The sequence below is a fragment of the Halomonas sp. MS1 genome (assembly GCF_024182575.1).
GTDB lineage: Bacteria > Pseudomonadota > Gammaproteobacteria > Pseudomonadales > Halomonadaceae > Vreelandella.
Genome location: NZ_CP098926.1, coordinates 4,319,676 through 4,340,734, shown reverse-complemented (window position 1 = coordinate 4,340,734; position 21,059 = coordinate 4,319,676). Strand labels below are relative to the sequence as shown.

At 53.7% G+C, this 21,059-nt stretch carries 22 protein-coding genes; 12 read left to right on the top strand and 10 right to left on the bottom strand.

The window, feature by feature from the left end; all coding sequences use genetic code 11:
• Window positions 1-9 precede the first annotated feature (9 nt).
• Together NF683_RS20105 and NF683_RS20100 are read right to left on the bottom strand one after the other, a co-directional pair.
• A complete protein-coding gene (locus NF683_RS20105) occupies window positions 10-1,482 on the bottom strand; it encodes an N-acyl-D-amino-acid deacylase family protein (RefSeq protein ID WP_193061230.1) in 1,473 nt (490 codons plus the stop codon).
• A 1-nt stretch (window position 1,483) separates the two neighbouring features.
• Window positions 1,484-2,347, bottom strand: coding sequence for a MurR/RpiR family transcriptional regulator (locus tag NF683_RS20100; RefSeq protein WP_193061231.1), 864 nt, complete (start codon window positions 2,345-2,347; stop codon window positions 1,484-1,486).
• A gap of 124 nt (window positions 2,348-2,471) precedes the next feature.
• On the opposite strand from NF683_RS20100, the gene NF683_RS20095 reads away from it, so the two are divergent.
• Window positions 2,472-3,680 (top strand): amino acid deaminase, encoded by a 1,209-nt coding sequence (locus tag NF683_RS20095; RefSeq protein ID WP_253920784.1) that lies wholly within the window; start codon window positions 2,472-2,474, stop codon window positions 3,678-3,680.
• A gap of 33 nt (window positions 3,681-3,713) precedes the next feature.
• Here the strand turns inward: NF683_RS20095 and NF683_RS20090 are convergent, their stop codons facing one another.
• From NF683_RS20090 to NF683_RS20075, 4 genes are all read right to left on the bottom strand, one after another.
• Window positions 3,714-4,391 (bottom strand): HAD family hydrolase, encoded by a 678-nt coding sequence (locus tag NF683_RS20090; RefSeq protein WP_253920783.1) that lies wholly within the window; start codon window positions 4,389-4,391, stop codon window positions 3,714-3,716.
• Window positions 4,388-5,362 carry a 2-hydroxyacid dehydrogenase gene (locus tag NF683_RS20085; RefSeq protein ID WP_253920782.1) on the bottom strand — a complete coding sequence of 325 codons (975 nt, stop codon included), beginning with the start codon at window positions 5,360-5,362 and terminating at the stop codon, window positions 4,388-4,390. The genes NF683_RS20090 and NF683_RS20085 overlap by 4 nt, the downstream gene beginning before the upstream one ends.
• 43 nt (window positions 5,363-5,405) lie before the next feature.
• Window positions 5,406-6,374, bottom strand: a complete 969-nt coding sequence (locus NF683_RS20080; protein WP_253920781.1) for a sugar kinase — start codon at window positions 6,372-6,374, stop codon at window positions 5,406-5,408.
• A 95-nt stretch (window positions 6,375-6,469) separates the two neighbouring features.
• Window positions 6,470-7,480: a LacI family DNA-binding transcriptional regulator gene (locus tag NF683_RS20075; RefSeq protein ID WP_253920780.1), complete on the bottom strand. Its 1,011-nt coding sequence runs from the start codon at window positions 7,478-7,480 to the stop codon at window positions 6,470-6,472.
• Between the two features lie 183 nt (window positions 7,481-7,663).
• Here NF683_RS20075 and NF683_RS20070 point away from each other — a divergent pair, with 183 nt between their 5' ends.
• From NF683_RS20070 to NF683_RS20060, 3 genes are all read left to right on the top strand, one after another.
• On the top strand, window positions 7,664-8,527 hold the full coding sequence (locus tag NF683_RS20070; protein WP_253920779.1) for a methyltransferase domain-containing protein: 864 nt from the start codon (window positions 7,664-7,666) through the stop codon (window positions 8,525-8,527).
• Window positions 8,524-9,513: a methyltransferase gene (locus NF683_RS20065; RefSeq protein ID WP_253920778.1), complete on the top strand. Its 990-nt coding sequence runs from the start codon at window positions 8,524-8,526 to the stop codon at window positions 9,511-9,513. Before NF683_RS20070 ends, NF683_RS20065 begins: the two co-directional genes overlap by 4 nt.
• 85 nt (window positions 9,514-9,598) lie before the next feature.
• Entirely contained in the window at window positions 9,599-10,327 is a 729-nt protein-coding gene (locus tag NF683_RS20060) for an SIMPL domain-containing protein (protein ID WP_089037575.1), read from the top strand.
• A gap of 11 nt (window positions 10,328-10,338) precedes the next feature.
• Here the strand turns inward: NF683_RS20060 and greB are convergent, their stop codons facing one another.
• Window positions 10,339-10,887 (bottom strand): transcription elongation factor GreB, encoded by a 549-nt coding sequence (greB, locus tag NF683_RS20055; RefSeq protein ID WP_084183742.1) that lies wholly within the window; start codon window positions 10,885-10,887, stop codon window positions 10,339-10,341.
• Between the two features lie 178 nt (window positions 10,888-11,065).
• Between greB and NF683_RS20050 the strand changes: the two genes are divergently transcribed.
• From NF683_RS20050 to cysN, 6 genes are all read left to right on the top strand, one after another.
• Window positions 11,066-11,710 carry a TRAP transporter TatT component family protein gene (locus NF683_RS20050; protein WP_253920777.1) on the top strand — a complete coding sequence of 215 codons (645 nt, stop codon included), beginning with the start codon at window positions 11,066-11,068 and terminating at the stop codon, window positions 11,708-11,710.
• 118 nt (window positions 11,711-11,828) lie between these two features.
• Window positions 11,829-12,515, top strand: a complete 687-nt coding sequence (locus tag NF683_RS20045; protein ID WP_089037577.1) for an NUDIX domain-containing protein — start codon at window positions 11,829-11,831, stop codon at window positions 12,513-12,515.
• 2 nt (window positions 12,516-12,517) lie between these two features.
• Window positions 12,518-12,964: a DUF1249 domain-containing protein gene (locus NF683_RS20040; protein WP_193061241.1), complete on the top strand. Its 447-nt coding sequence runs from the start codon at window positions 12,518-12,520 to the stop codon at window positions 12,962-12,964.
• On the top strand, window positions 12,964-13,698 hold the full coding sequence (locus NF683_RS20035) for a phosphodiesterase (protein WP_253920776.1): 735 nt from the start codon (window positions 12,964-12,966) through the stop codon (window positions 13,696-13,698). The genes NF683_RS20040 and NF683_RS20035 overlap by 1 nt, the downstream gene beginning before the upstream one ends.
• A gap of 178 nt (window positions 13,699-13,876) precedes the next feature.
• Complete coding sequence (gene cysD / locus NF683_RS20030) at window positions 13,877-14,836, top strand: sulfate adenylyltransferase subunit CysD (RefSeq protein ID WP_089037579.1); 960 nt, start codon at window positions 13,877-13,879, stop codon at window positions 14,834-14,836.
• 12 nt (window positions 14,837-14,848) lie between these two features.
• Complete coding sequence (gene cysN / locus NF683_RS20025; protein WP_089037580.1) at window positions 14,849-16,288, top strand: sulfate adenylyltransferase subunit CysN; 1,440 nt, start codon at window positions 14,849-14,851, stop codon at window positions 16,286-16,288.
• Window positions 16,289-16,397: 109 nt separating this feature from the next.
• On the opposite strand, the gene NF683_RS20020 is transcribed toward cysN, so the two are convergent.
• Genes NF683_RS20020 through NF683_RS20010 form a run of 3 tightly spaced genes read right to left on the bottom strand, consistent with a single transcriptional unit; the run spans window position 16,398 to window position 18,704 of the window.
• Window positions 16,398-17,240 carry a substrate-binding domain-containing protein gene (locus NF683_RS20020; protein ID WP_253920775.1) on the bottom strand — a complete coding sequence of 281 codons (843 nt, stop codon included), beginning with the start codon at window positions 17,238-17,240 and terminating at the stop codon, window positions 16,398-16,400.
• A gap of 16 nt (window positions 17,241-17,256) precedes the next feature.
• On the bottom strand, window positions 17,257-18,003 hold the full coding sequence (locus NF683_RS20015) for an ATP-binding cassette domain-containing protein (RefSeq protein WP_253920774.1): 747 nt from the start codon (window positions 18,001-18,003) through the stop codon (window positions 17,257-17,259).
• Window positions 18,000-18,704, bottom strand: a complete 705-nt coding sequence (locus tag NF683_RS20010; RefSeq protein WP_253920773.1) for an ABC transporter permease — start codon at window positions 18,702-18,704, stop codon at window positions 18,000-18,002. Before NF683_RS20010 ends, NF683_RS20015 begins: the two co-directional genes overlap by 4 nt.
• Before the next feature lie 164 nt (window positions 18,705-18,868).
• On the opposite strand from NF683_RS20010, the gene NF683_RS20005 reads away from it, so the two are divergent.
• Window positions 18,869-19,756: a helix-turn-helix transcriptional regulator gene (locus tag NF683_RS20005; protein ID WP_253920772.1), complete on the top strand. Its 888-nt coding sequence runs from the start codon at window positions 18,869-18,871 to the stop codon at window positions 19,754-19,756.
• 163 nt (window positions 19,757-19,919) lie between these two features.
• Complete coding sequence (locus tag NF683_RS20000) at window positions 19,920-21,038, top strand: App1 family protein (RefSeq protein WP_253920771.1); 1,119 nt, start codon at window positions 19,920-19,922, stop codon at window positions 21,036-21,038.
• Window positions 21,039-21,059 lie beyond the last annotated feature (21 nt).

The window sequence follows — 21,059 nt, the reverse complement described above, 5'->3', positions numbered from 1 at the left end:
GGTTTGCTCCTAGTTGGGGTGAAAGGTGGGAATTGATTGCAAAATGCGCTCTGTTCTGCGCAGCATCCTGCCTGCGCGTTGGTCTGAAATTGTGCCCTGGTGATAGGCGATTTTGCCGTTCACTATGACCATTTCGATGCCTCTAGCGGCCGCAATAGGGGTCTCGTAATTGGCTGTATCTTCAAGAGTTTTCAGATCAAAAAGGGTGAGGTCTGCGTAGGCGCCTATGCGGATCACGCCACGATCTGTTAAGCCAAAATTAGCTGCCGAAAGGCTGGTCATTTTGCGCACCGCTTCGGCTAGCGGCATTAGCTTTAAATCGCGGCTGTAGTGAGCTAGTACACGCGGAAATGCACCCCAAAGACGCGGGTGAGGGTGCGGGTCGTTCGGTAAACCATCGGAACCGACCATGGAGAGCGGATGCGCTAACACTTGCTGCATATCCGCTTCACTCATGTTGTGGTAAACCGCCCCCGCTGGCTGTAGCTGTTTGGCAGCGTCTAAAAGAGATACTCCCCACTCGGCGGCGATCTCTTTAAGTGGGCGGCGCGCCTGCTCTGGGTGCGGTGTCGACCAGGTAATGGTGATCTCAATCTCATCTGTCACTTGGCCGAGATCGAGGGTGGAGGAGCCAGCGGTGTAGGGGTAGCAGTCGCAGTGAGCATGCTGATGTTGGGCGGCTGCCTCTAATTTACCCAACGCCTTACCCGCGCCTCCCCAATTACCCGCGCCGGCGCATTTTAGGTGCGAGATCACCAGGGGCACCTGGCCACTGCGAGCAGTGGCAAATGCTTCGTCCATGGCATCTAGCAGACCCGCAAACTCATCACGAAGATGGGTGGTATAGACGCCGCCTGATTTCCCGACGGCGGCCACCAGGGGAGCCATTTCGGTGGTCGGCGCGTGTATCGCGTTGCGGTAGGCAAGCCCCGAACTAAGCCCTAATGCACCTTCATCTAGCGCTTGGCTTAGCAACGCTTCCATGTTGGCAATTTCTTCTCGATTCGCAGGCCGGGCAAAGCTATCCATCACCTGGCTGCGTAGACTGGTATGCCCCACCAAGGCGGCGACGTTAATACTTGGTGCGGCAGCGTCCACGGCGTTGGCATAGGCGCTGAAGCTTGGGTAGCGAAAGTCTTCTAGCTTGCCCAATAAATTCATGGGGTCGGGAACTTCGCTAGCGAGCGTCACGGGGCTGGCGCTGATTCCACAGTTACCCACCACCACCGTCGTTACTCCTTGTGTCAGCTTTGGCAGCATTTCGGGAGTACGAATAACATTGGTGTCGTCGTGAGTGTGGACGTCAATAAAGCCAGGAGCCAGATAGCGCTCTTGGGCGTCAATAATGGTTGTGGCGGTGGCGTAGGGCATGTCGCCAATGGCGCAGATACGTTCGCCTTGAATAGCCACATCGGCACGAAAATGGGCTGCGCCGGAGCCATCCAATACGTTGGCGTTACGAATCAGCAGGTCGTAAACCATCTTAATCTCCTAGTGGCTGGCGGTTGTCGCCACCGCGATGGTCATCGAGGCTAAGTTTGAGACGGCGTAATTTAGTTCGTGAACGCTCACGGTGGCGCATGGCAAGTTCAAGCGCTAACACGTCGATGACCGCCAGCATGGCGTAGCGGGAAGCTGAAGGGTGATAGATGAAGTCGGTTTCCCGAGAAGTAATCGGTAGCACAATGTCGGATGTTTCGGCTAAAGGAGAATTCAGAGCGGTGATGGCAATCACTTTTGCGCCGTACTGCTTGGCAATTTGTGCAGACTCCACCATCTCCGGGGTGTAGCCAGTGACTGATAGCACAACGACGACGTCATTCGGCTCTAGGGTTGACGCTACCATGCGGGGCAAGAGTGCTTGAGGGTAAGCGCAGATCGCATAGCCCAGTCTAACTAAACGGAACTGAAACTCTTGGCAGAGAATGCTGGAACCGCCTCCTGCGCCAAATACCAATATCTGGCGCGCTTGATCCAGCAGTTCAACCGCGCCTGCTACATCGGCCTGGGCGAGTAGATCACGGTTAAGCGCCAAGGTTTGCGTGGCAATGTCATACACCACGCTTGAACTGTCTTCGGGGGTCGCTTCTTGTATAAAACGACGACCTGCTGCTAAAGCGCGTGTTAAGCGCGTCTTTAAGTCGCGCACATTCGTGCAGCCGATAGCGCGGGCAAATCGGGTGACGCTGGCATCACTTACCCCCGCGCGCTGGGCGATGTCACCGATGCTTGCTTCGGTGACAAATTCGATGTCAGCAAATATCAGCTCGGCGACTTTCTTTTCAGCTTCGCGCAGGGCAGCAAAGTCAGTGGTAATACGTGACAAGATGTCGATTTCTTGGCTCACCGTGGACTCCTAGGGGTTGCCTGATTTAGAAAGTATGTTAGTTTCTAACTTAAAGTCAACAGTTGTGAAAATATCTAACATTGATGTGTTTCATTAAACAGAAAACTAAACAGGAAGTGGGCGAATGCAGACAATGCCATTAGTAATGGATAAAGGCGGTGTGGAATTGGGATCAAACCTTCTATCAGGTGTCAGCCTGCCCGCTGCCGTGGTGCATGAAGGCCCACTGGCTCATAACGTAGCCTGGATGCAACGATTCGCCGAGGCTCATGGCGCTCACTTAGCGCCCCATGGCAAAACCACCATGACGCCCGCGCTTTTCCATCGACAGCTCCAGGCGGGGGCGTGGGGTATCACGCTTGCCACTGCACCCCAGTGTCGTGCGGCCTTCACCAATGGTGTCACTCGGATATTGATGGCGAACCAACTGGTTGGTCAGGCCAATATGGCCATCATCGCCAGCCTGATTGAGCAGGGCGCGACGTTTTACTGTGTGGTCGATAGTCAGGAAAACGTGCGTCAGCTCGGGCGTTTCTTTGCTGAGCGTGATTTGAATTTGGCGCTACTGATTGAGGTAGGGGTCACTGGTGGGCGTTGCGGCTGCCGCAATAAGCAGCAGATTCTTTCTCTGGCAGAGGCAATTGCTGATGAGCCTGCGCTTTCACTAGTGGGGTTGGAAGGCTATGAAGGGGTGGTTCACGGGGATAACCCCGAAGCGGGTATTCGTGCTTATGCTCAATATCTGGTGGATGTAGCGGTAGAGCTTGAAGCGGCTGGCCGCTTTGCGCAAGAAAACCCGATCGTAACGGCCTCAGGTTCTGCTTGGTATGACGTGATTGCAGAAGTCTTTGAGGGCGCACCGCTGCAGGGTCGATTTACTCCCGTGCTACGGCCTGGGTGTTATGTCGTCCACGATCATGGGCTTTATCGTGAAGCGCAGTCAGCGGTATTAGATCGCCGACCGGATTTACAGCAGGGGCTTGAGCCTGCTCTGGAAGTGTTTGCCCAGGTGCAGTCGCTTCCCGAACCTGGGCTTGCCATTGTAGCGCTTGGGAAGCGTGATATTGGTCATGACCAGTTACCGATTGCCCTGCGTCGTTTCCGGGAAGCAGGTAGCCCCTCGCAGCCATTGTCTGTAACTGGTTGGGAAGTGACGAAAATTATGGATCAGCACGCTTTTGTGCGCCTGCCCGAAGAGGCTCAGAATGTCGAGGTCGGTGATATCGTCGCGTTTGGCGCCTCTCATCCCTGCTTAACCTTCGATAAATGGCGCCAACTGCTGTTAGTGGATGACCAGTTAAACGTTAAAGAGCGTTTGGCCACCTACTTTTAAAAGAGGCTCTATGATCACTCGCCGCGACGTCGCTTACGCGGCTAAGCGCGCAATAGCGGCGGGCAGTTCATGGGCGTGTTGAATACCAATGGCACCCTCGGGGGTAACTTCCTCGTTAGGGAAGTGGTTGAGGTGAATGACGTGCATGCCTGCTGCCAACCCCGCTTCCACTCCCACCGCCGCATCATCAATCACCACGCATTGTTGGGGTGAGTGACCCATTGCGGCGGCGGCTTGGCGATAAAGTTCAGGGTTGGGTTTCCAGACGTTTAAGGTATAGGCGCTAAACAGCCTGTCGCCAAAATGGTGGCCTAGCTCGGTGCTTTCCAGCGCACAGCGAATTTTGGGTTCGGGGCCATTAGACACCACGGCTTTGGGGTGGCTGCTTAACTGCTCCAATGCGGCGGGCATACCCGGTATCGCCACCAGCTCGGCACGCATGCGGGTTTCCATACGTGCCCGCATGCCTGACTCAAGCTGAGAAAGCTTGCCGTCTTCCAATGTCTGAAAACGACGTTCCAGCGTTTGCACGATTGTCAGGAAACGTACCCCGCGAAATTCATCCATATATTGCTGTGCTGAGAAGGGTAGGTGAAATTCGGGAAGGATTTCACCCATCACCTCGGCAAGCAGTACTTCGCTATCCACTAGGGTGCCATCGCAGTCGAACAGTAAGCAAAGAGGTGTAGACGTGGTGTTAACAGCACTCATCGATATGCTTCCTCGTTGACCAGGCTGATAGGGCGTTCACCCTGAAGTGCCAAGCAAATATTATCCACCGCCCGCTGGGCCATGGCGTCGCGGGTTTCATGGGTGGCAGAGCCGATATGCGGCAGTGCGACCACATTGGGCATCTTCGGTAGCGGTGACGAGGAGGGGAGCGGCTCCTGCTCAAATACATCCAGCCCGGCTGCTTGAATAACGCCGTTTTTCAAGGCGTCTATTAACGCGTTTTCGTCGACGACTTTGCCGCGAGCGATATTGATGAAGATGGCGGAGGGCTTCATCAGCGCGAACTCATTCGCACCAAGCAAATGTTCGGTGTCGGCGGTGAGTGGCACGGTAACACAGACGAAATCGGCCTCGGCCAACAGCTCGTTGAGTTCGCGGCGCTGCGCACCCAGCTCCTTTTCAAGGGCAGGTTTGTGCGATGCATTGGAGTAAAGCACCCGCATACCAAAACCCAAAGCTCCGCGCCTGGCGACAGCCTGACCAATACGTCCAAATCCCACCATGCCGAGGGTTTTGCCATGCACATCGCTACCAAATAGTGCAGGGCCAATACTGGCCTGCCATTTGTCCGCTTTGACCCACTCGGCTAATTCAACTACCCGGCGCGCTGTGGCCATGATCAGAGCAAAACCAGTATCGGCGGTGGTTTCGGTAAGCACATCAGGCGTGTTACACAGCATAATGCCGCGCTGGGTCAGTTCATCAACGGGGATGTTGTCATAGCCAACAGAGACGGTCGCGATGACTTTCAAGTTGGGGGCTGCGTCCAGCAACTGAGGGGTGATCGCCAAGCCGGAGCCGATAATGCCATGCGCTTGCGCTAGGTTGGAAAGCACGTCTTGTTGAGTGAGGTCTAATGGTTTGGATAGCCCAACTAACTGGGCGTGCTGTTCAAGTTCCGCCCATTGGGATGAGCTGAGCCGCCCTAGTACGATGACGCTCTTTTTCATGCTGCCTCCTGTCGCTTGGATGGTGTTTGCGAATGCGAGTGGCTTAGCGTTGTTCTAGTGCCTGTAGCTGTTGGCGACTAGGTAAGCCTTCCATATCGCCCACTACTTGAACGGCCTGGGCGCCCACCAAGTTGCCGCGGTTCAATGCCTGCTGAGGCGTAAGACCATCTAATAAGGCGCTAATCGCGCCCACTGCGAAGCCATCGCCTGCGCCAACGGTATCGACTACTTCAGCGACTGGTTGACCAGGAACCAAATAACTTTCCAGTGAGCCGTTGATGTAGCCGCGATAGTAGCTACCTTCTGGACCCAGTTTAATAATGACAGCCTTAACACCGCGCGCCAGATAGAAGTCGGCAATTGCTTCAGGCGATTCGCAGCCAGTGAGCAAGCGCCCTTCGGCCAGCCCTGGTAATACCCAGTCGGCTCGGCTGGCAAGTTCATTTAAGGTAGTGCGCATGGCGTTTTCGTTGGGCCAAAGTGACGGACGTAGATTGGGGTCAAAGGAAATACTCGCACCATGAGTACGCGCTTGTTTCATTAAATGACGGGTAAGCTGGCAAGCACTTTCAGATAAGGCTGGGGTAATGCCTGTTGCGTGTAGGTGGGTAAGTGCCTGAAAGTCGACATTCTTAGCATCCTCAATAGAGAGGTGGCTCGCGGCACTGCCTTGTCTGAAATATTCAACTCGCGGGTCAGCGCCGTTCTGTGCACGCTCTTTAAAGAGCAGTCCTGTGGGGCGCTGTGAGTCAGTGTGAATATGCTGGCTATCGATACGCTCAGCTTCCAGTGCTTTGCGAATAAATTGGCCGAAACTGTCATTGCCCACTCGGCTTAGCCAGCTTACCTGAAAGCCCAGCCTGGAGAGGCCTATCGCGACATTATTATCGGCACCCGCCAAACGGCGCTGAAAGTGCTCAATGTTTGCAAGAGGGCCGGGGGCATCGGCGACAAACATGGCCATGGCTTCGCCGAAGGTCAGTATTTTGGGTGCAGAATCAGACTGTGTCATAGGGCGTCTCACTCGTTTTGCTGCTGATTGGGAACGATACCATTTCGAGGTGTCAGTTGTACGGCGTCTCGCAACGCTGCAGGTAAGGGCTGTCCTTAGGGGATGGTGCTACCCCGGGCAATTAGCGTTGGTGAGTGTCGGGCTTGTACGGCGAGCTTACCTGCGTGCTGGGGAAGCTGATTAAGCAGGCAGGCAACGGCGGCTTGACCAATCGCATCGGTTGGCTGGGCAAGGGTGGTGATGCCTGGCGACACGAGTTCACACCACTCCAACTCATCAATGCCTAGTAAGCCGATTGATCCCATCGTGAGGCCAAGGTGCTGAAAGCCGCGCACCATCGCGAGCGTTACGTTGCCGTTAGCGCACAATACTGCCTTGGGAGCGCTGGCAGGACGTTGGGTAAACTCGCTTAATGTTGGTATGGCTGAATGTTCATCTAGGCTGCTTAGCACTAGCGTCTGGTTGTCCAGGCCTAGGGTTTTTACTTGCTGCTTAAATCGTTTCAGCCGCTCTTGGCGAGCGCTGGCATGTTCAGGCGCTTCACTTACATAAAGCACTGAGCGATAGCCTTGTTGCATTAAGTGATCCAGTGCCATATCAATCGCCTGGGTGTTATCGAGCCCAATAACCTCGGCATCGAGTTGGCGAATTTCGCGATCAAGAAGCACCAGCGGAATACCGCTGTGCATTAATGCTTGCAACTGAGATTCAGGTTGCCCCGCCGCATTGATGATTAGGCCTTCCACTTGGTAGGCGGCCAGCGACGCTAGTTGCGTTTGTTCTTGCTCTGGGTCGTTATCGGTATTGCATACGATCAGCGAATAGCCGTGGGCTCGAGCGGCCTGCTCCACGCCATGCACAGCGGCAACCGAAAAAGGGTTACGTATATCAGCCACTAGCATACCCAGCAGCCGTGAGCCTCCGCCTTTTAAACCACGCGCCATGAGATTGGGTTGATAGCCCAATGTGTTAGCTGCCTGCTCAATTTGTGACTGGAGCTTGGGGGTTAGCCGTTCGCGTTCTGAACCGAAATAACGTGAGACGCTGGTTTTGGATGTACCCGCTAATTTGGCAACTTCGATGAGGGTGGCCCGAGATGACGGCATAAGTGGCGTGTTTCTTAAATAAATGGGAACGTTCCCAAATTAGCTGTTTTCGATCCGAAAGACAATACTCGTGGTATGGCTTGGCATCGACAATTAGCCCCCGTTGTCTTCACTATCGGAGCAAGCCTTCTGCTCTCAGGCAGGTTAAACTACGCGACTTTGAGTCAACGCTTGGCGCCATGCATGCATCCTCTTGATACATCAACAAGTCATATTTCAAACAGCCATATTGCAAAAGGCTATGAGCTAACCCAAGCGGGAGATCGCTATTTCGATGGCTTGGTCGATAAGTTCTCTCGTTCGCTTTACCAAGCGCCCCGTGGCGAGCTGCGGCTGGCGATGCTGGATTATTTGCTGCCGCAAATGCTGCGCCTGACGGCACAGCCAGTACTTGATGTTGGTGGTGGTTTAGGACAACTCTCGGGGTGGTTTGCTCAGCGTGGGCACGCGGTCACCATGGCAGAGCCTTCCCAGGATATGTTGGCTCATGCAAACGCATGGCACGACGAGCGACGTGCTGCAGGTGCTTGGCCACCAGAACAGCTTCGCTATCTTGCCGCGCCACTTCAGTCGCTGCCGCAGCAAGCGCCTGGGCCTTGGCCGCTCATCACCTGTCACGCTGTGCTTGAGTGGCTAGGAGAGCCTGAGCAGGCTGTGCAAACGCTTGCTAGTCTGCTTGCCCCCGGCGGGCAGTTAAGTTTGATGGTGTTTAACCGCGATGCGTTGCGTTTTTCCAACGTCATCAAAGGTAACTTACAAAAAGCGCTTAGCGACCAGCTTGAGGGCAAAGGTAAGCGACAGCGGTTAACGCCTATCTCACCGGTCACCCACGACGAAGTGTGCCAGTGGGCAGCGAATAACGGCCTGCTCATGGATTCCGTTGCCGGGATACGAATTTTTCAGGACTATTTACGCCATCCTTCTGCAGAGGAGAGTGATCAGGCAACGCTGCTGGCGCTTGAAAAGCAGTATTGCCGTCAAGATCCTCACTGGCGGCTAGGACGCTATTTACTTTATACCTTCACCAAACCCGAGGCCGATGTATGAGCGCTCAACTGCCTGCTTGCCAACTTCTTGAACGTTTCTATGGCCAATCGGCTGACTTATGGCCTGTTGCGCCGCCTGCTGATGCCTGGTTGCAAGCCCACTCCACGGCAATGATAAGTGGGGATGTGGCGCTGCGTGAACACTGGGCATCCGGCGGTAAAGCAGCCGCCAGCCCGTTTGATGCACCCTTTATTCAGCAGGCTGGGCAGGTGGTGCTGTTTTGGCCGAAGGCTCATCAACTGGGAATCTGGTGGCTAACATGGCTATGTCACGTGTTGCCTGAAAATACCCCGCTTGATGTTGTTGGTGAGCACCAGGGAGGCATCAAGCGCGTGCCTAAGATATTGAGTGAGTTGGGCATGCGCTGCGATAAGCTCGATAACGCTCGTCGTTGCTCGTTGTTTGCTACGCGCACAGTAGCGATGGGGCAGCCGGACAATGCGTGGCAAACCTTTGAAGCGCTGGATTTAAAACTGGTGAGTCATCCTGGCGTCTTTGGTCACGGCAAGGTTGATGAAGGCACGCGTTTAATGCTCGAAAGCATAGCGACTAGCTTGCCCAAAAAGCCGCTCAACGTGCTGGATGTGGGCTGCGGCGACGGCATTATTAGTGCTTGGCTTGCAGCGCGAGGCCATCAGGTCACCGCCGTGGATGTCAGTGCGTTTGCAGTGGAAGCGTGCCGCCGAACGCTAGCGACTAACCAGCTTAGTGGTCGGGTGCTTGAGAGTGACGTCTATTCAGCGCTTGGGGGAGAGCAGTTTGATCTGATAGTGAGTAATCCTCCGTTTCATCAGGAGCGCGAGATTACCTATAGCCCTAGTGCACGTCTTATTTCAGAAGCGCCCAATCATTTATCGGCCAAGGGGCAGCTTGTGTTAGTGGCGAATGCCTTTCTTCCTTACCCTGATGTGCTGGAAAGCACCTTCGGTGGTTTTGAGACCTTGGCAGATAATCGTCGCTTTAAAGTGTATCGAGCCGCTAAATAGTAAGCGCCACTGCTGAGACGACTATTTGCGTCTATGATGCCATTTGTAAGCCTTGTTTCGGTGACACGTGTAAAAGGAGATAGAAATGACAGGAAGCGTTCGTACGACGGCCGTAATTGGCAGTGCGTTGATCTTGGGCGGTTTGCTGGCGCTGGGGCTAGTGTGGGGAGGCAGTTACTTCAAAGGGGCAGCGGAGGTTTGGCAGCAATCTTCACGCAGCGTCACCGTGCGTGGCTTGTCCGAGCGCGAAGTGGCGGCGGATATGGTGCTATGGCCACTTAACTATACTGTTAATGCCAATTCGCTTTCTGACTTAGAGCAGCAACTTTCCAGCAATGAGCAGTTGATTCGCCAATTTCTGGATGCCCGTGGTTTCGATATGGGCAACGTCAGCGTAACGCCACCGCGTATTACTGATCAATTTAGCAATATGTATGGTGGCGAACGCCCAGACGAGCGCTATCGGGCTGAGGCTACGTTGTTGCTACGTACTGATAATGTTAGTGGGGTGATAGAGGCGGTGCCCCAAGCCACTGCTTTGGTACGCCAAGGCGTGCTGTTGTCGCCTAGCTATGAATACCGCACTGAGTTTTTGTTTACTGGCTTAGACGACATTAAGCCTGAAATGATTGCTGAAGCGACTGCTGATGCACGCAATGCAGCCCAGCAGTTTGCCGAAGATTCTGGTAGTGGTGTTGGGGGAATACGCCAAGCGACCCAGGGCTACTTTTCCATTGAAGATCTTGATAGCTATACACCCCATATCAAGCGAATCAGAGTCGTCACTACGGTAGATTACGCGTTAGAAGAGTAGTCCTTAGCGCCTCAAGTAGACGGTGATTTCATGCCCGGATAACGGATCGCCGTGATGGTGTAGAACGTCTCGCCATTGGGTGTGAGTACCGTGATATCGTCGTCTACTTCTTTCCCGAGCAGTGCTTTTGCCATAGGGGCATCGATACTGATCCAGCGCTTTTTGGTATCGATTTCGTCATGGCCAACAATCCTAAGATGAACTTGCTCTCCGCTTTCATCTTCCAAATCGACGTACGCACCGAAAAAAACCTTGCTGGTGTCAGCGGGCAGACGATCAACAATTTGCAGTTCGTCCAACCGTTTTGTTAGGTAGCCAATACGCGCAATAACGCGGTTTAACTCTTTCTTGTTATAGGTGTAATCGGCATTTTCACTGCGGTCACCCTGGGCGGCCGCTTCGCCGACTTTGGCCGAAATGGCGGGGCGTTTAACTCGCGATAGATGGTCCAGGACAGCGCGCAGGCGAGCCGCACCCTCTGCTGTGATCAGGTTGCTCTTAGGTTGTTGGCGCGGGTCTTTCGCTGGATCGCGCCAGCGCGTCATATTTCGGCCTTTCATTGCGTTTTTCACCTCCTCAAAGAGCAACAGCTTACGCTAATGGCAGTGTTGTTAACAAAGCGCTTATTTATTGGCGATTCATTCAAACGTTCGTTACATTATGGGTGTGGGTGATTTCAGACCCCAAAACCAAACGTATTACTTGTTAGAAAGCACAAAAATAAACCAGGAGCTTATTATGCGCACACCCCCTTTTTCTCGGTTACTCATTGCAGCGGCGTTAGGTAGCGCCTTAGCGCTAGCCCCATTAAGTGTGTCGGCTTATGAAGGCGACGTATTCTCGCTAAAAAATCGTTGGGAACACACCGTCACTGAGATGCCAGCTAACGAGCGCGAGAGCACGCTTAAAGCGCTGGCCAGTGAGGCTGAGCAATTGGCTAGCCAGCATTCTGATCAAGCGGAAGTATTGATCTGGCAAGGCATCGTGCTGGCTTCCTATGCACGTGAACGCGGTGGGCTTGGTGCCTTAGGCACCGCGGGCGATGCCCGCGATGTGCTGGAGCGGGCCATTGAAATCGACCCACAAGGCGGCAATGGTTCGGCCTATGTCACGCTAGGAGCGCTATACGACCGCGCCCCAGGCAGGCCTTTAGGCTTTGGCAACAGCGATACCGCTGAGCGCATGTTTCAGCGCGCGCTAGAGATTCGCCCAGACGGTATTGATGTGAACTATTACTATGCAACGTTCTTGAAAGAAGAAGGCAATACCCAAGCTGCTCGCGAGCATGCCCAGCGCGCGGTGAATGGTACTGCACGCGAGACTCGTCAAAAATCTGATGAAGCACTGCGCCGGGATGCCGAGGTATTACTCGGCGAGCTGTAGACTGTTAGCCAAGGCGCCTAGCGCTAAGGTTGATAGAAACGCTAAGGTTGATAGGCGCATTGGCATTCCCAGTGGTAAGCATTGATAATAGAACGATTGTTAACACTGGGAGTGCTTCATGGCATCTAGCCCTAATTCATTAGTGCCCGATGCGTCAGCGCCGCCTCAGTTAGGCCGAGACGATGTCGAGCTTATTCAGCGAGAGACCCTTTATCAGGGGTTTTTCCGTTTGGAAGCCTTAGAACTGCGTCATCGTCTGTTTGAAGGTGGCTGGAGCGGCACGATGCGGCGTGAGGTGCATAACCGCTTCGATGCTGTTGGCGTGCTGCTTTACGACCCTGCTCGTGACGCGTTAGTACTTGTCGAACAGTTTCGTGCTGGCGCGATTGACGATCCGCTTTCCCCTTGGAAGTTAGAGTTAGTGGCGGGGCTGGCAGATAAAGGCGAGTCCCTTGAAGATGTTGCCCGCCGCGAAGCCATGGAAGAGTCTGGCTGCCAGGTTGGCGTGCTGACTAAATTGCATACTTATTATCCAAGCCCAGGGGCGTGTAACGAACGCGTGACGCTATTTTGTGGTTTAGTCGATACCCAGGGTATGGGGGGAATTCATGGCCTGGATGATGAGCACGAAGATATCCGTGTTCATGTGGTGGCTTTTCCGACAGCATGGGAACTCCTGGAACAGGGAAGACTCGATAACGCCATGTGTTTGATTGGGCTACATTGGTTAGCGAGCCAGCGCGCTTCGCTGCGTGCTGCTTCTCATCGAGCAGCGACAATGCCAAGCGAATCTGAAAAGGAGTGAACATGGCTAGAACCGCCTATGTCACCGATTTAAAGTCCCTGCAGGGCGAGTGTAGCGCCAACTATATGCGCATGCTTCGTTTGGTAGGTGATATGGAAAGTGGCCAGCGACGTGATATCGCGCTGCATGGTGATGACCAGCATTTCGGCGATTTACATCTTAAGATTCTGGAGCAGGCGCCCTATACCACGATGGTGGAAGTGACCCAGAGTGGGCCGCTAGATGCGGTTATTGAAGGCCCCAGAATGCGTGTCCATCTCTACCATGATGTACGTATGGCAGAAGTGACTGATTTTCAGCGTGAGCGCCACTTTAGTGGTCGCTATCGCTATCCGAATGCCAGAATGCACCAGCCAGATGAGAAGCTGCAGCTGAATCGCTTTCTAGGTGAGTGGCTGGCGCATGGCTTAGCCCATGGCCATGCCTGTGATATGCCGGAGTTACCCTGATGCGGCTGGTTCAGATTACCGATTCGCACCTGCATGCCGATAAAGCGGCTCGCTCACGGGCGGGAATTCCGTGGCAGCAGTTTGAGCGTGTGCTGGAAGCAGTGAGCGCTGAGCGGCCTGACATCGTCGTATTTAGCGGTGATGTAAGCCAAGATGAAACGGCTGCCTCTTATGCGTTGGCACGCCAAGCGCTGGCATCATTGCCGTGCCCATGGTTCTGGATTCCTGGCAATCACGACCAGCTAGCTTTCATGCAAGCGGAGCACCCGCTGGTGGAGGAAGTCGACCTGGCCCAATGGCGATTATTGCTGTTGGATACCCATGTGGAAGGCCAGCCGTATGGCGAATTGGGCGCTGAGCGCTTAAACGCACTGGCTGAGCGCCTAGAAGAAGATGGCCGCCCAACCTTGATTGTGATGCATCATCCCCCCGTTGATGTGGGCGCTGTGTGGATGGACGCTATTGGCCTTCAAGATCGCGAGGCGTTTTGGCAACTGTTAAACCGCCACCCTCAGGTTAAGATCATCCTGTTTGGTCATGCCCACCAAGCCTATGCCCAGTCGCACCGTACCGCGGATGGCAAGATTGACGTGTATGGTTGTCCTGCCATCGCAGACCAGTTCTTACCCGGCGCTGAGCAGTTTGCGATTGATGAAGCATCTCGACCCGGCTATCGAATCATTGATCTTCATGGCAGTGATTGGCAGACCTGGATTGAGCGTGTTGTCGTATAGTGTGTGCCTGTGATGACACTGTTAGGCAATAAAGATATAAAAAGATAGTTATTAATTCTTTTGGGTTATTATTGACTCGGCGTTACCCTATCCTCAAATAACCGTCTTTCGGCAACATTGCCGTTAGTCGGAAAATAGCGTTTGCACGTGCAAGCACCGTTTTATGAGGGAGTAGGTAATGAACCAGTTTTCTGCGCCGTCAGCGTCCCAGCGTGAGGTGTCTGCCACACCTGACGCGGCACGTTTGACCCATCTAAAGCAGCTAGAAGCTGAATCGATACATATTATCCGGGAAGTTGCCGCTGAGTTTAGTAACCCGGTCATGATGTACTCCATCGGTAAAGACTCCTCGGTGATGCTGCACTTGGCGCGCAAAGCCTTCTACCCGGGGACACCGCCATTCCCGTTGATGCATGTGGACACTACCTGGAAGTTTCGTGAAATGATCGAGTTTCGTAACCGCATGGCAGAAGAGGCGGGGATGGAGCTGATTGTGCATACCAATGAAGAGGGGCGTGCCGCCAATATCAACCCCTTCGACCACGGTAGTGCGAAATATACCGACATCATGAAAACCCAAGCGTTGAAGCAAGCGCTGGATAAGCATGGCTTTGATGCGGCTTTCGGTGGCGCACGGCGTGATGAGGAAGCCTCACGCGCTAAAGAGCGTGTCTACTCCTTCCGCGATAAATACCACCGCTGGGATCCGAAGAGTCAGCGCCCTGAGCTTTGGAATGTGTATAACGCCAACGTTAACAAGGGCGAGTCAATTCGCGTCTTCCCACTTTCGAATTGGACCGAGCTGGATATCTGGCAGTACATCTATCTTGAGTCGATTCCGATTGTGCCACTTTACTACGCCGCCAAGCGTCCTGTGGTTGAGCGTGATGGCATGCAGGTTATGGTTGACGATGATCGCTTGCCCCTGGCACCCGATGAAGTGCCTGAAGAGAAGTTTGTGCGCTTCAGAACGCTGGGCTGTTATCCACTGACCGGTGCGGTGGAATCAACGGCAGCGACGCTGCCCGAGATTATTCAAGAGATGCTGTTGACCAAAACCAGTGAGCGTAGTGGCCGTGCCATTGATCGTGACCAGGTCGGTTCGATGGAGAAGAAAAAGCGCGAAGGCTATTTTTAAGGAGTAGGTCTAATGGCTCATCAATCCAATTTAATTGCTGACAATATCGAGCAGTACCTTCACGAGCACGAAAACAAAGACCTGCTGCGCTTTATTACCTGCGGCAGTGTTGATGACGGCAAATCTACGCTGATCGGGCGACTGCTGCACGACTCTAAAATGATCTTTGAAGATCAACTGGCGGCAATTACCCAAGCGTCTAAAACCAGTGGCACGACCGGTGATACGGTTGATTTAGCGCTGTTGGTAGATGGTTTGCAGTCAGAGCGAGAACAGGGCATTACCATCGATGTTGCTTATCGCTTCTTCTCCACCGAAAAGCGTAAGTTCATCATTGCGGATACCCCAGGGCATGAGCAGTACACCCGAAATATGGCCACGGGCGCTTCAACAGCCAGCTTGGCGATTATTTTGATTGATGCCCGTTATGGGGTGCAGACCCAAACTCGTCGCCATAGCTTTATTGCCGATTTGCTGGGTATTCAGCACTTGGTGATTGCGGTAAACAAAATGGATTTGGTGGAGTTCTCAGAGCAGCGCTTCAACGAGATTGTTGATGAGTACCGCGCGTTTGCCACCAACCTTAGCGCGCCGGATATTCGCTTTGTACCCATGTCGGCACTCAACGGCGACAACGTCGTCAACCCAAGTGATCAGACGCCTTGGTATTTCGGTACGGATTATGAAGGTAAAACGCTGATTGAGCTGCTGGAAAGTGTCGAAATCAGTCGTGACCAAAACCTCACTGATTTACGTTTGCCGGTACAGTACGTTAATCGCCCGAATCTGGATTTTCGCGGTTATTGCGGCACATTAGCGGCAGGTATTCTGCACCCAGGCCAGGAAGTAAAGGCGCTGCCATCGGGTAAAACGTCACGGGTTGAGCGAATTGTGACGTTTGACGGCGACTTAAGCGCCGCTTATCCAGGCCAAGCAATAACCGTCACCCTGGAAGATGAGATTGATATTTCCCGCGGTGATTGGATTGTTAGTGCCGACGCCGACTTACCGCTTTCTAATGCGTTCATGGCGGATATTGTATGGATGCATGAAGATGCACTGGCGCCGGGAAAACTGTATGACTTTAAGCTCGCCACCCGAGATCTATCTGGGCAGGTAAGTGCCATCGAGTATCAGATTGACGTTAATACACTTGAAAGACACGCCACTGACTCGCTGGGGTTAAACGCGATTGCTCGCTGTGAGGTAGAGTTAACAGCCGCGATTCCAGTGGATGATTATCGCACCAGCCCTGGTACTGGTAGCTTTATCATCATCGACAGACTGACCAACGTAACGGTTGGCGCTGGCATGATTCGCGGAACAGCCGATGCCCGCGAGCAGGTCAGTGGCGCTACTGATTGGGCAGCCTTTGAGCGTGATTTGAACGCGCTAGTGCGTAAGCATTTTCCGCACTGGGAAGCGAAGGATGTGCGCGACTTGCTGCGTTAACAGGGTCTGTTAGCAAGTGCTGTTAGTAGGTACTAGTAGCAGGTGCGTGAGCTGAACCAAAAAGCCGCCTTGGTCATTGACCAAGGCGGCTTTTACGTAAGGAGCAGCGCTACTGTGTGTTAGACGAAGACTGCGCGTTAGGGAAAAACAGCTGTTGGCCGTTGACGTCAAAATCGGCAATCGCTTGCTGTCCTTCTTCAGACACCAGCCACTGGTGCCACTGGGCCGCTAAATCATGCTTCAAGTGCGGGTGTTGCTGTTCAGAAAGCAGCAGAGTGCCGTACTGATTAAACAGCGCATCGTCGCCTTCAAATAACAGTGTTAAGTCTTGCGGGTTTTCAAATGCTACCCAGGTTGCACGGTCAGTGAATGTGTAGGCGTTCATACCTGCAGCGGTGTTTAGAGTTGGCCCCATGCCGCTACCTAACTCGCGATACCACTCACCTTGAGGGGTCACCTCTGCACCTTCCCATAAACGCAGTTCGGCACGGTTGGTGCCGCTATCATCTCCTCGGGATGCAAAGGGTGATTCGCTTTCCGCGATACGTGAAAAAGCCTCGGTGACATTGGCACTACTGCTCACATCTGCAGGGTCATCGCTGGGACCGACAATCACAAAGTCGTTATACATGACGTCCAGGCGCTCGCTGGCGTAGCCATCGGCGACAAACTGCTCTTCGCCCGCCGTGTCATGCACCAGCAGGCTATCGGCATCTCCTCGGCGGGCAATCTCAAATGCTTGTCCTGTCCCTACGGCGACCACACGCACATCAATGCCCGTGGTGTCGGTGAAGGTAGGAATAATCGCGTCAAATAGCCCTGAGTTTTCAGTGGAGGTGGTTGACGCTAAGGTGATGAAATCATCGTTAGCGAGCAGTGAGGCACTCCACGAGAGGCCTACTAATCCTGAGGTTAGTAAGCTAGCGGTAGTCAATATTGTGGTTTTTTTCATAGGGTTGCTCCTGGGGTTACCAAACAAGTTCGCCGCGAATAAAGGCTCCCGCTTGCGTGGAAGCTGGCGTGTCAAAAAAGTGTTGGGCCTGTGTGTGCTCTAGCACTTGGCCGCTATACATAAACACCACCTCATCAGCTAGGCGGCGTGCTTGATGCAGGTCGTGGGTCGTCATAATGATGCGGGTGCCGTTCTGGTGAAATTCATTTACCGCATCTTCAACCGCCTTGATAGCAGCAGGGTCTAGAGCAGATGTAGGCTCATCTAAAAACAGCACGGCAGGGTTAAGTAGCCAGGCGCGAGCAAGCGCAAGGCGCTGCTGTTCGCCGCCGGAGAGCACCCGGGCAGGACGCTTGGCAAGCGCGACTAAGCCAAATTTTTCGAGTGCCTGCAGGGCCATGTGTTTGCGCTGCCGACGTGGCACTCCGCTAACTGCCAGGGCATAGGTCAAATTATCGATTGCCGAGCGGCGCAGTAGCACCGGGCGCTGAAACACCATGGCTTGGGCCGGTGGCTCTCCCTGCCAGCTAATGTGCCCACTACTGGGGGTGAGCAGGCCGTGGGCCAAACGCATTAACAGGCTCTTTCCTGCACCGTTGGGACCCATAATGAGTGTGCGCTGGCAGCCTGAGAGTGTCAGCGTGGTGGGGGCGAGTAAACGATGGCCGCGATGCTCAAAACTGACCTGCTCAAAATGTAGCGTAGGCACGGTCGTCATAAGAGACTGGGGGAAACTCGCTGGTGGAAAAATAGACGCGTTCATCCCAATCGCCTCTTGGCCGTTTCACTGATCGTATGAGCCAATGCATTAATCAGCGTTACAAGGCTAAGCAGCACGATGCCTAATCCCAGCGCGAGGGGGAGGTTGCCTTTACTGGTTTCCAACACAATGCTGGTAGTCATTACGCGGGTGACGCCATCGATATTGCCACCGACAATCATCACCGCACCGACTTCAGCGCTAGCGCGGCCAAAGCCTGCGAGTATCACGGTTAATAGTCCGAAACGTGCGTCCCACAGCAGAGTAGGCATCATCCGTAGCTGCTTCAGGCCAAGGGAGCGCAGCTGTTCGGCATACTCGTTATGCAGTGTCTCTACTTGCTGGCGAGTAAGCGCGGCAATAATCGGGAATACTAAAATGACTTGTGCAATCACCATGGCCGTTGGCGTAAACAACAGCCCAAACTGGCCTAGTGGCCCTGCGCGAGAAAGCAGCAGATAGACACATAGCCCAGCGACCACTGGGGGAAGGCCCATGAGCGCATTGAGCAGCACAATCAACGCATTGCGGCCAGGGAAGCGCCAAAGAGCCAGCGCTGCGCCCAGTGGTAATGCCAGTACACTAGCGAGCAGTACTGCAAGCAGCGATACCTGCAGTGACAGCATCACGATATCGATTAGCCCCTGATCCATGCCCAGAATCAAGGCAAACGCTGTGTAAAAGGGGTTCTCACTTGGGGACATTGCCGTTCGCACCCTCATTTTTGTTATTCAGCATCGTTTTTAACAACCGACATCATGTGAGTTCAATCACCTTAGGTGCATCCGCTAGCATAATGTACGCAAACTTGATGTAATGCACTTTAGCCTGAAATATATGCAGCTATATGCAGTAAATTGCGAGGCGCATGAGCATGTTAAGGGAATTCCTCACCACGGCAGAGGTGGCCGACTACCTGCGCTTAAAAGAGCGAAAGGTGTATGACTTGGTGCGCCAGGGGCAGATACCTTGCAGCCGCGCTACCGGAAAATTGCTCTTTCCTCGTCAGCATATCGATATGTGGGTGCTCAGCCATTTAGAAGGTGACCAAGCGTTGCGTTCACCGCTGCCGTTGATATTGGCGGGTAGCCAAGATCCACTGTTGGAGTGGGCGGTTCGCGAAAGCGGTAGTGATTTGGCTTCACTGTGCCACGGCAGTGGTGATGGCCTGCGCCGTTTGATGGAAGGAAAAGCGATGCTGGCGGGTATTCACTTACTCAACTTTGAATCCGGGCGCTATAACGAGCCAGCGGCACTAGGGCTGGGTGGTGTGCGGGACTTAATCGTGCTGCATTGGGCGAAGCGTCAGCAGGGGTTGCTAGTGGCGCCGGGAAATCCACTGGGCATTCAAACGCTCAGTGATATTTCCCGGCAGAAGGCTACGCTTGCCCACCGTCAGCCTGATGCAGGTGCGGCGCAGTTACTGCGTTGCCTGCTACAGCGGTCAGCAATTGAACCGAATACACTAAATTTGGCAGCTAACGTTTCGTTGAGCGAAGATGATTTGGCCCTTTCCATTGCCCAAGGTGAGGCCGACGTTGGACTTGGGGTCGAAGCTGCAGCCCGTCGTCAACACCTACACTTTATACCGCTAATTGAAGAATCATTTGACTTGGTGATGCACCGCCGAAGTTACTTCGAACCAGCGGTTCAGGCGCTTATTTCATTTACTCGCCAGGAGCGTTTTATCCAGCGGGCGGGGGCTTTGCAAGGCTATAACGTGAGCGGCTTGGGAGAAGTGCTGTACAACGCTTAGCAATATGGCTTTTGGCGGTTGAGGGACACCCGCCATTACGCCACACTGGTGACCGTTTAGCTATTTAACAGAGCCATCACAGGAAGTGAACAATGTTGGGAATGACGCAAAATATAGCGGTTGCCGATGACGTGGCTGAGTGTTTTTCGTGTGGGTGCCAATAATGGCGTGGTACCACCAGTGGGCAAGCTTTGCCAAGCGGTTGGCTCACGTGGTGGCACAGCCGATGAAGCGCGACAGCGGTCATGGGGGGATGATGGTGCACCCCTACCGTGGTTATGGTTCCCAGCAAGAGGTGTTTGTGATGGGGCGCGTGTTTCGTCAGGCTGCATTAGGTAGGGCGATACCTCGGCGCGGTATGTTACGAGACACTGCAGATGTTGCTCGGCGTATCTTTCGACGCGGCCTCGCTAATGCCAAAGTGGATATACGCATTGGCGATAATCAGCTGTGTCTAACGACTGACCGCGACGGTTACTTTGACGCTCACTTGCCGATCAGTACTGTATTACCGGTTGATGTTTCCTGGCATCGTGCCGATATCATGGTTCATGCTGACGGCCACCCGCCAATCCGCACCAGCGTCGAAGTTTACGTGCCGCCTCCCGAAGCAGATCTGTTGGTGATCAGTGATATTGATGACACCGTCATGTTCACCGGCGTCGCTGAAAAACTCAAAATGCTGTATCGCTTGTTTGTCCGTAAGCCGCATCGACGCACGGCTTTTCCTGGGGTGGCATCGCTTTATCAGGCGCTGTATCGAGGAGAAACTGAGAAAGCTGAACGGCCTATTTTGTATGTTTCCAGAGGGCCCTGGGCAATCTATGAGATGCTGGAAACCTTCTTTCAACTCAATCGCATACCCGTCGGGCCCATTCTGTTTCTACGCGAGTGGGGGATTTCTCTGCGCCGTCCGTGGCCTCGGCGGGCCGAAGCGCACAAGCGTGATTTGATCGACCGCATGTTAGCGCTCTATCACGATATGCCCTGTATTTTGATTGGTGACAGCGGCCAGCACGACCCAGAGGTTTATACCGAGGTAGTAAAGGCATACCCCACACGAATCAAAGCGATCTATATTCGTCGGGTTGATAAAGACCCTCAACGGGAAGAGGCGATTCAGCGTTTACGGGATGAACTTGCCCATACTGATTGCGAATTAGTACTCGCCGCTGACAGTATTTTGATTGCCAAACATGCCTACTCTAAAGGCGATATTTCTGCCAGAGGGCTGCAAGCGGTACAACGGGATGTAGACGCGCATCACAATGATCCTGAATAGTTGCAGGTGAGTGCGCCTATT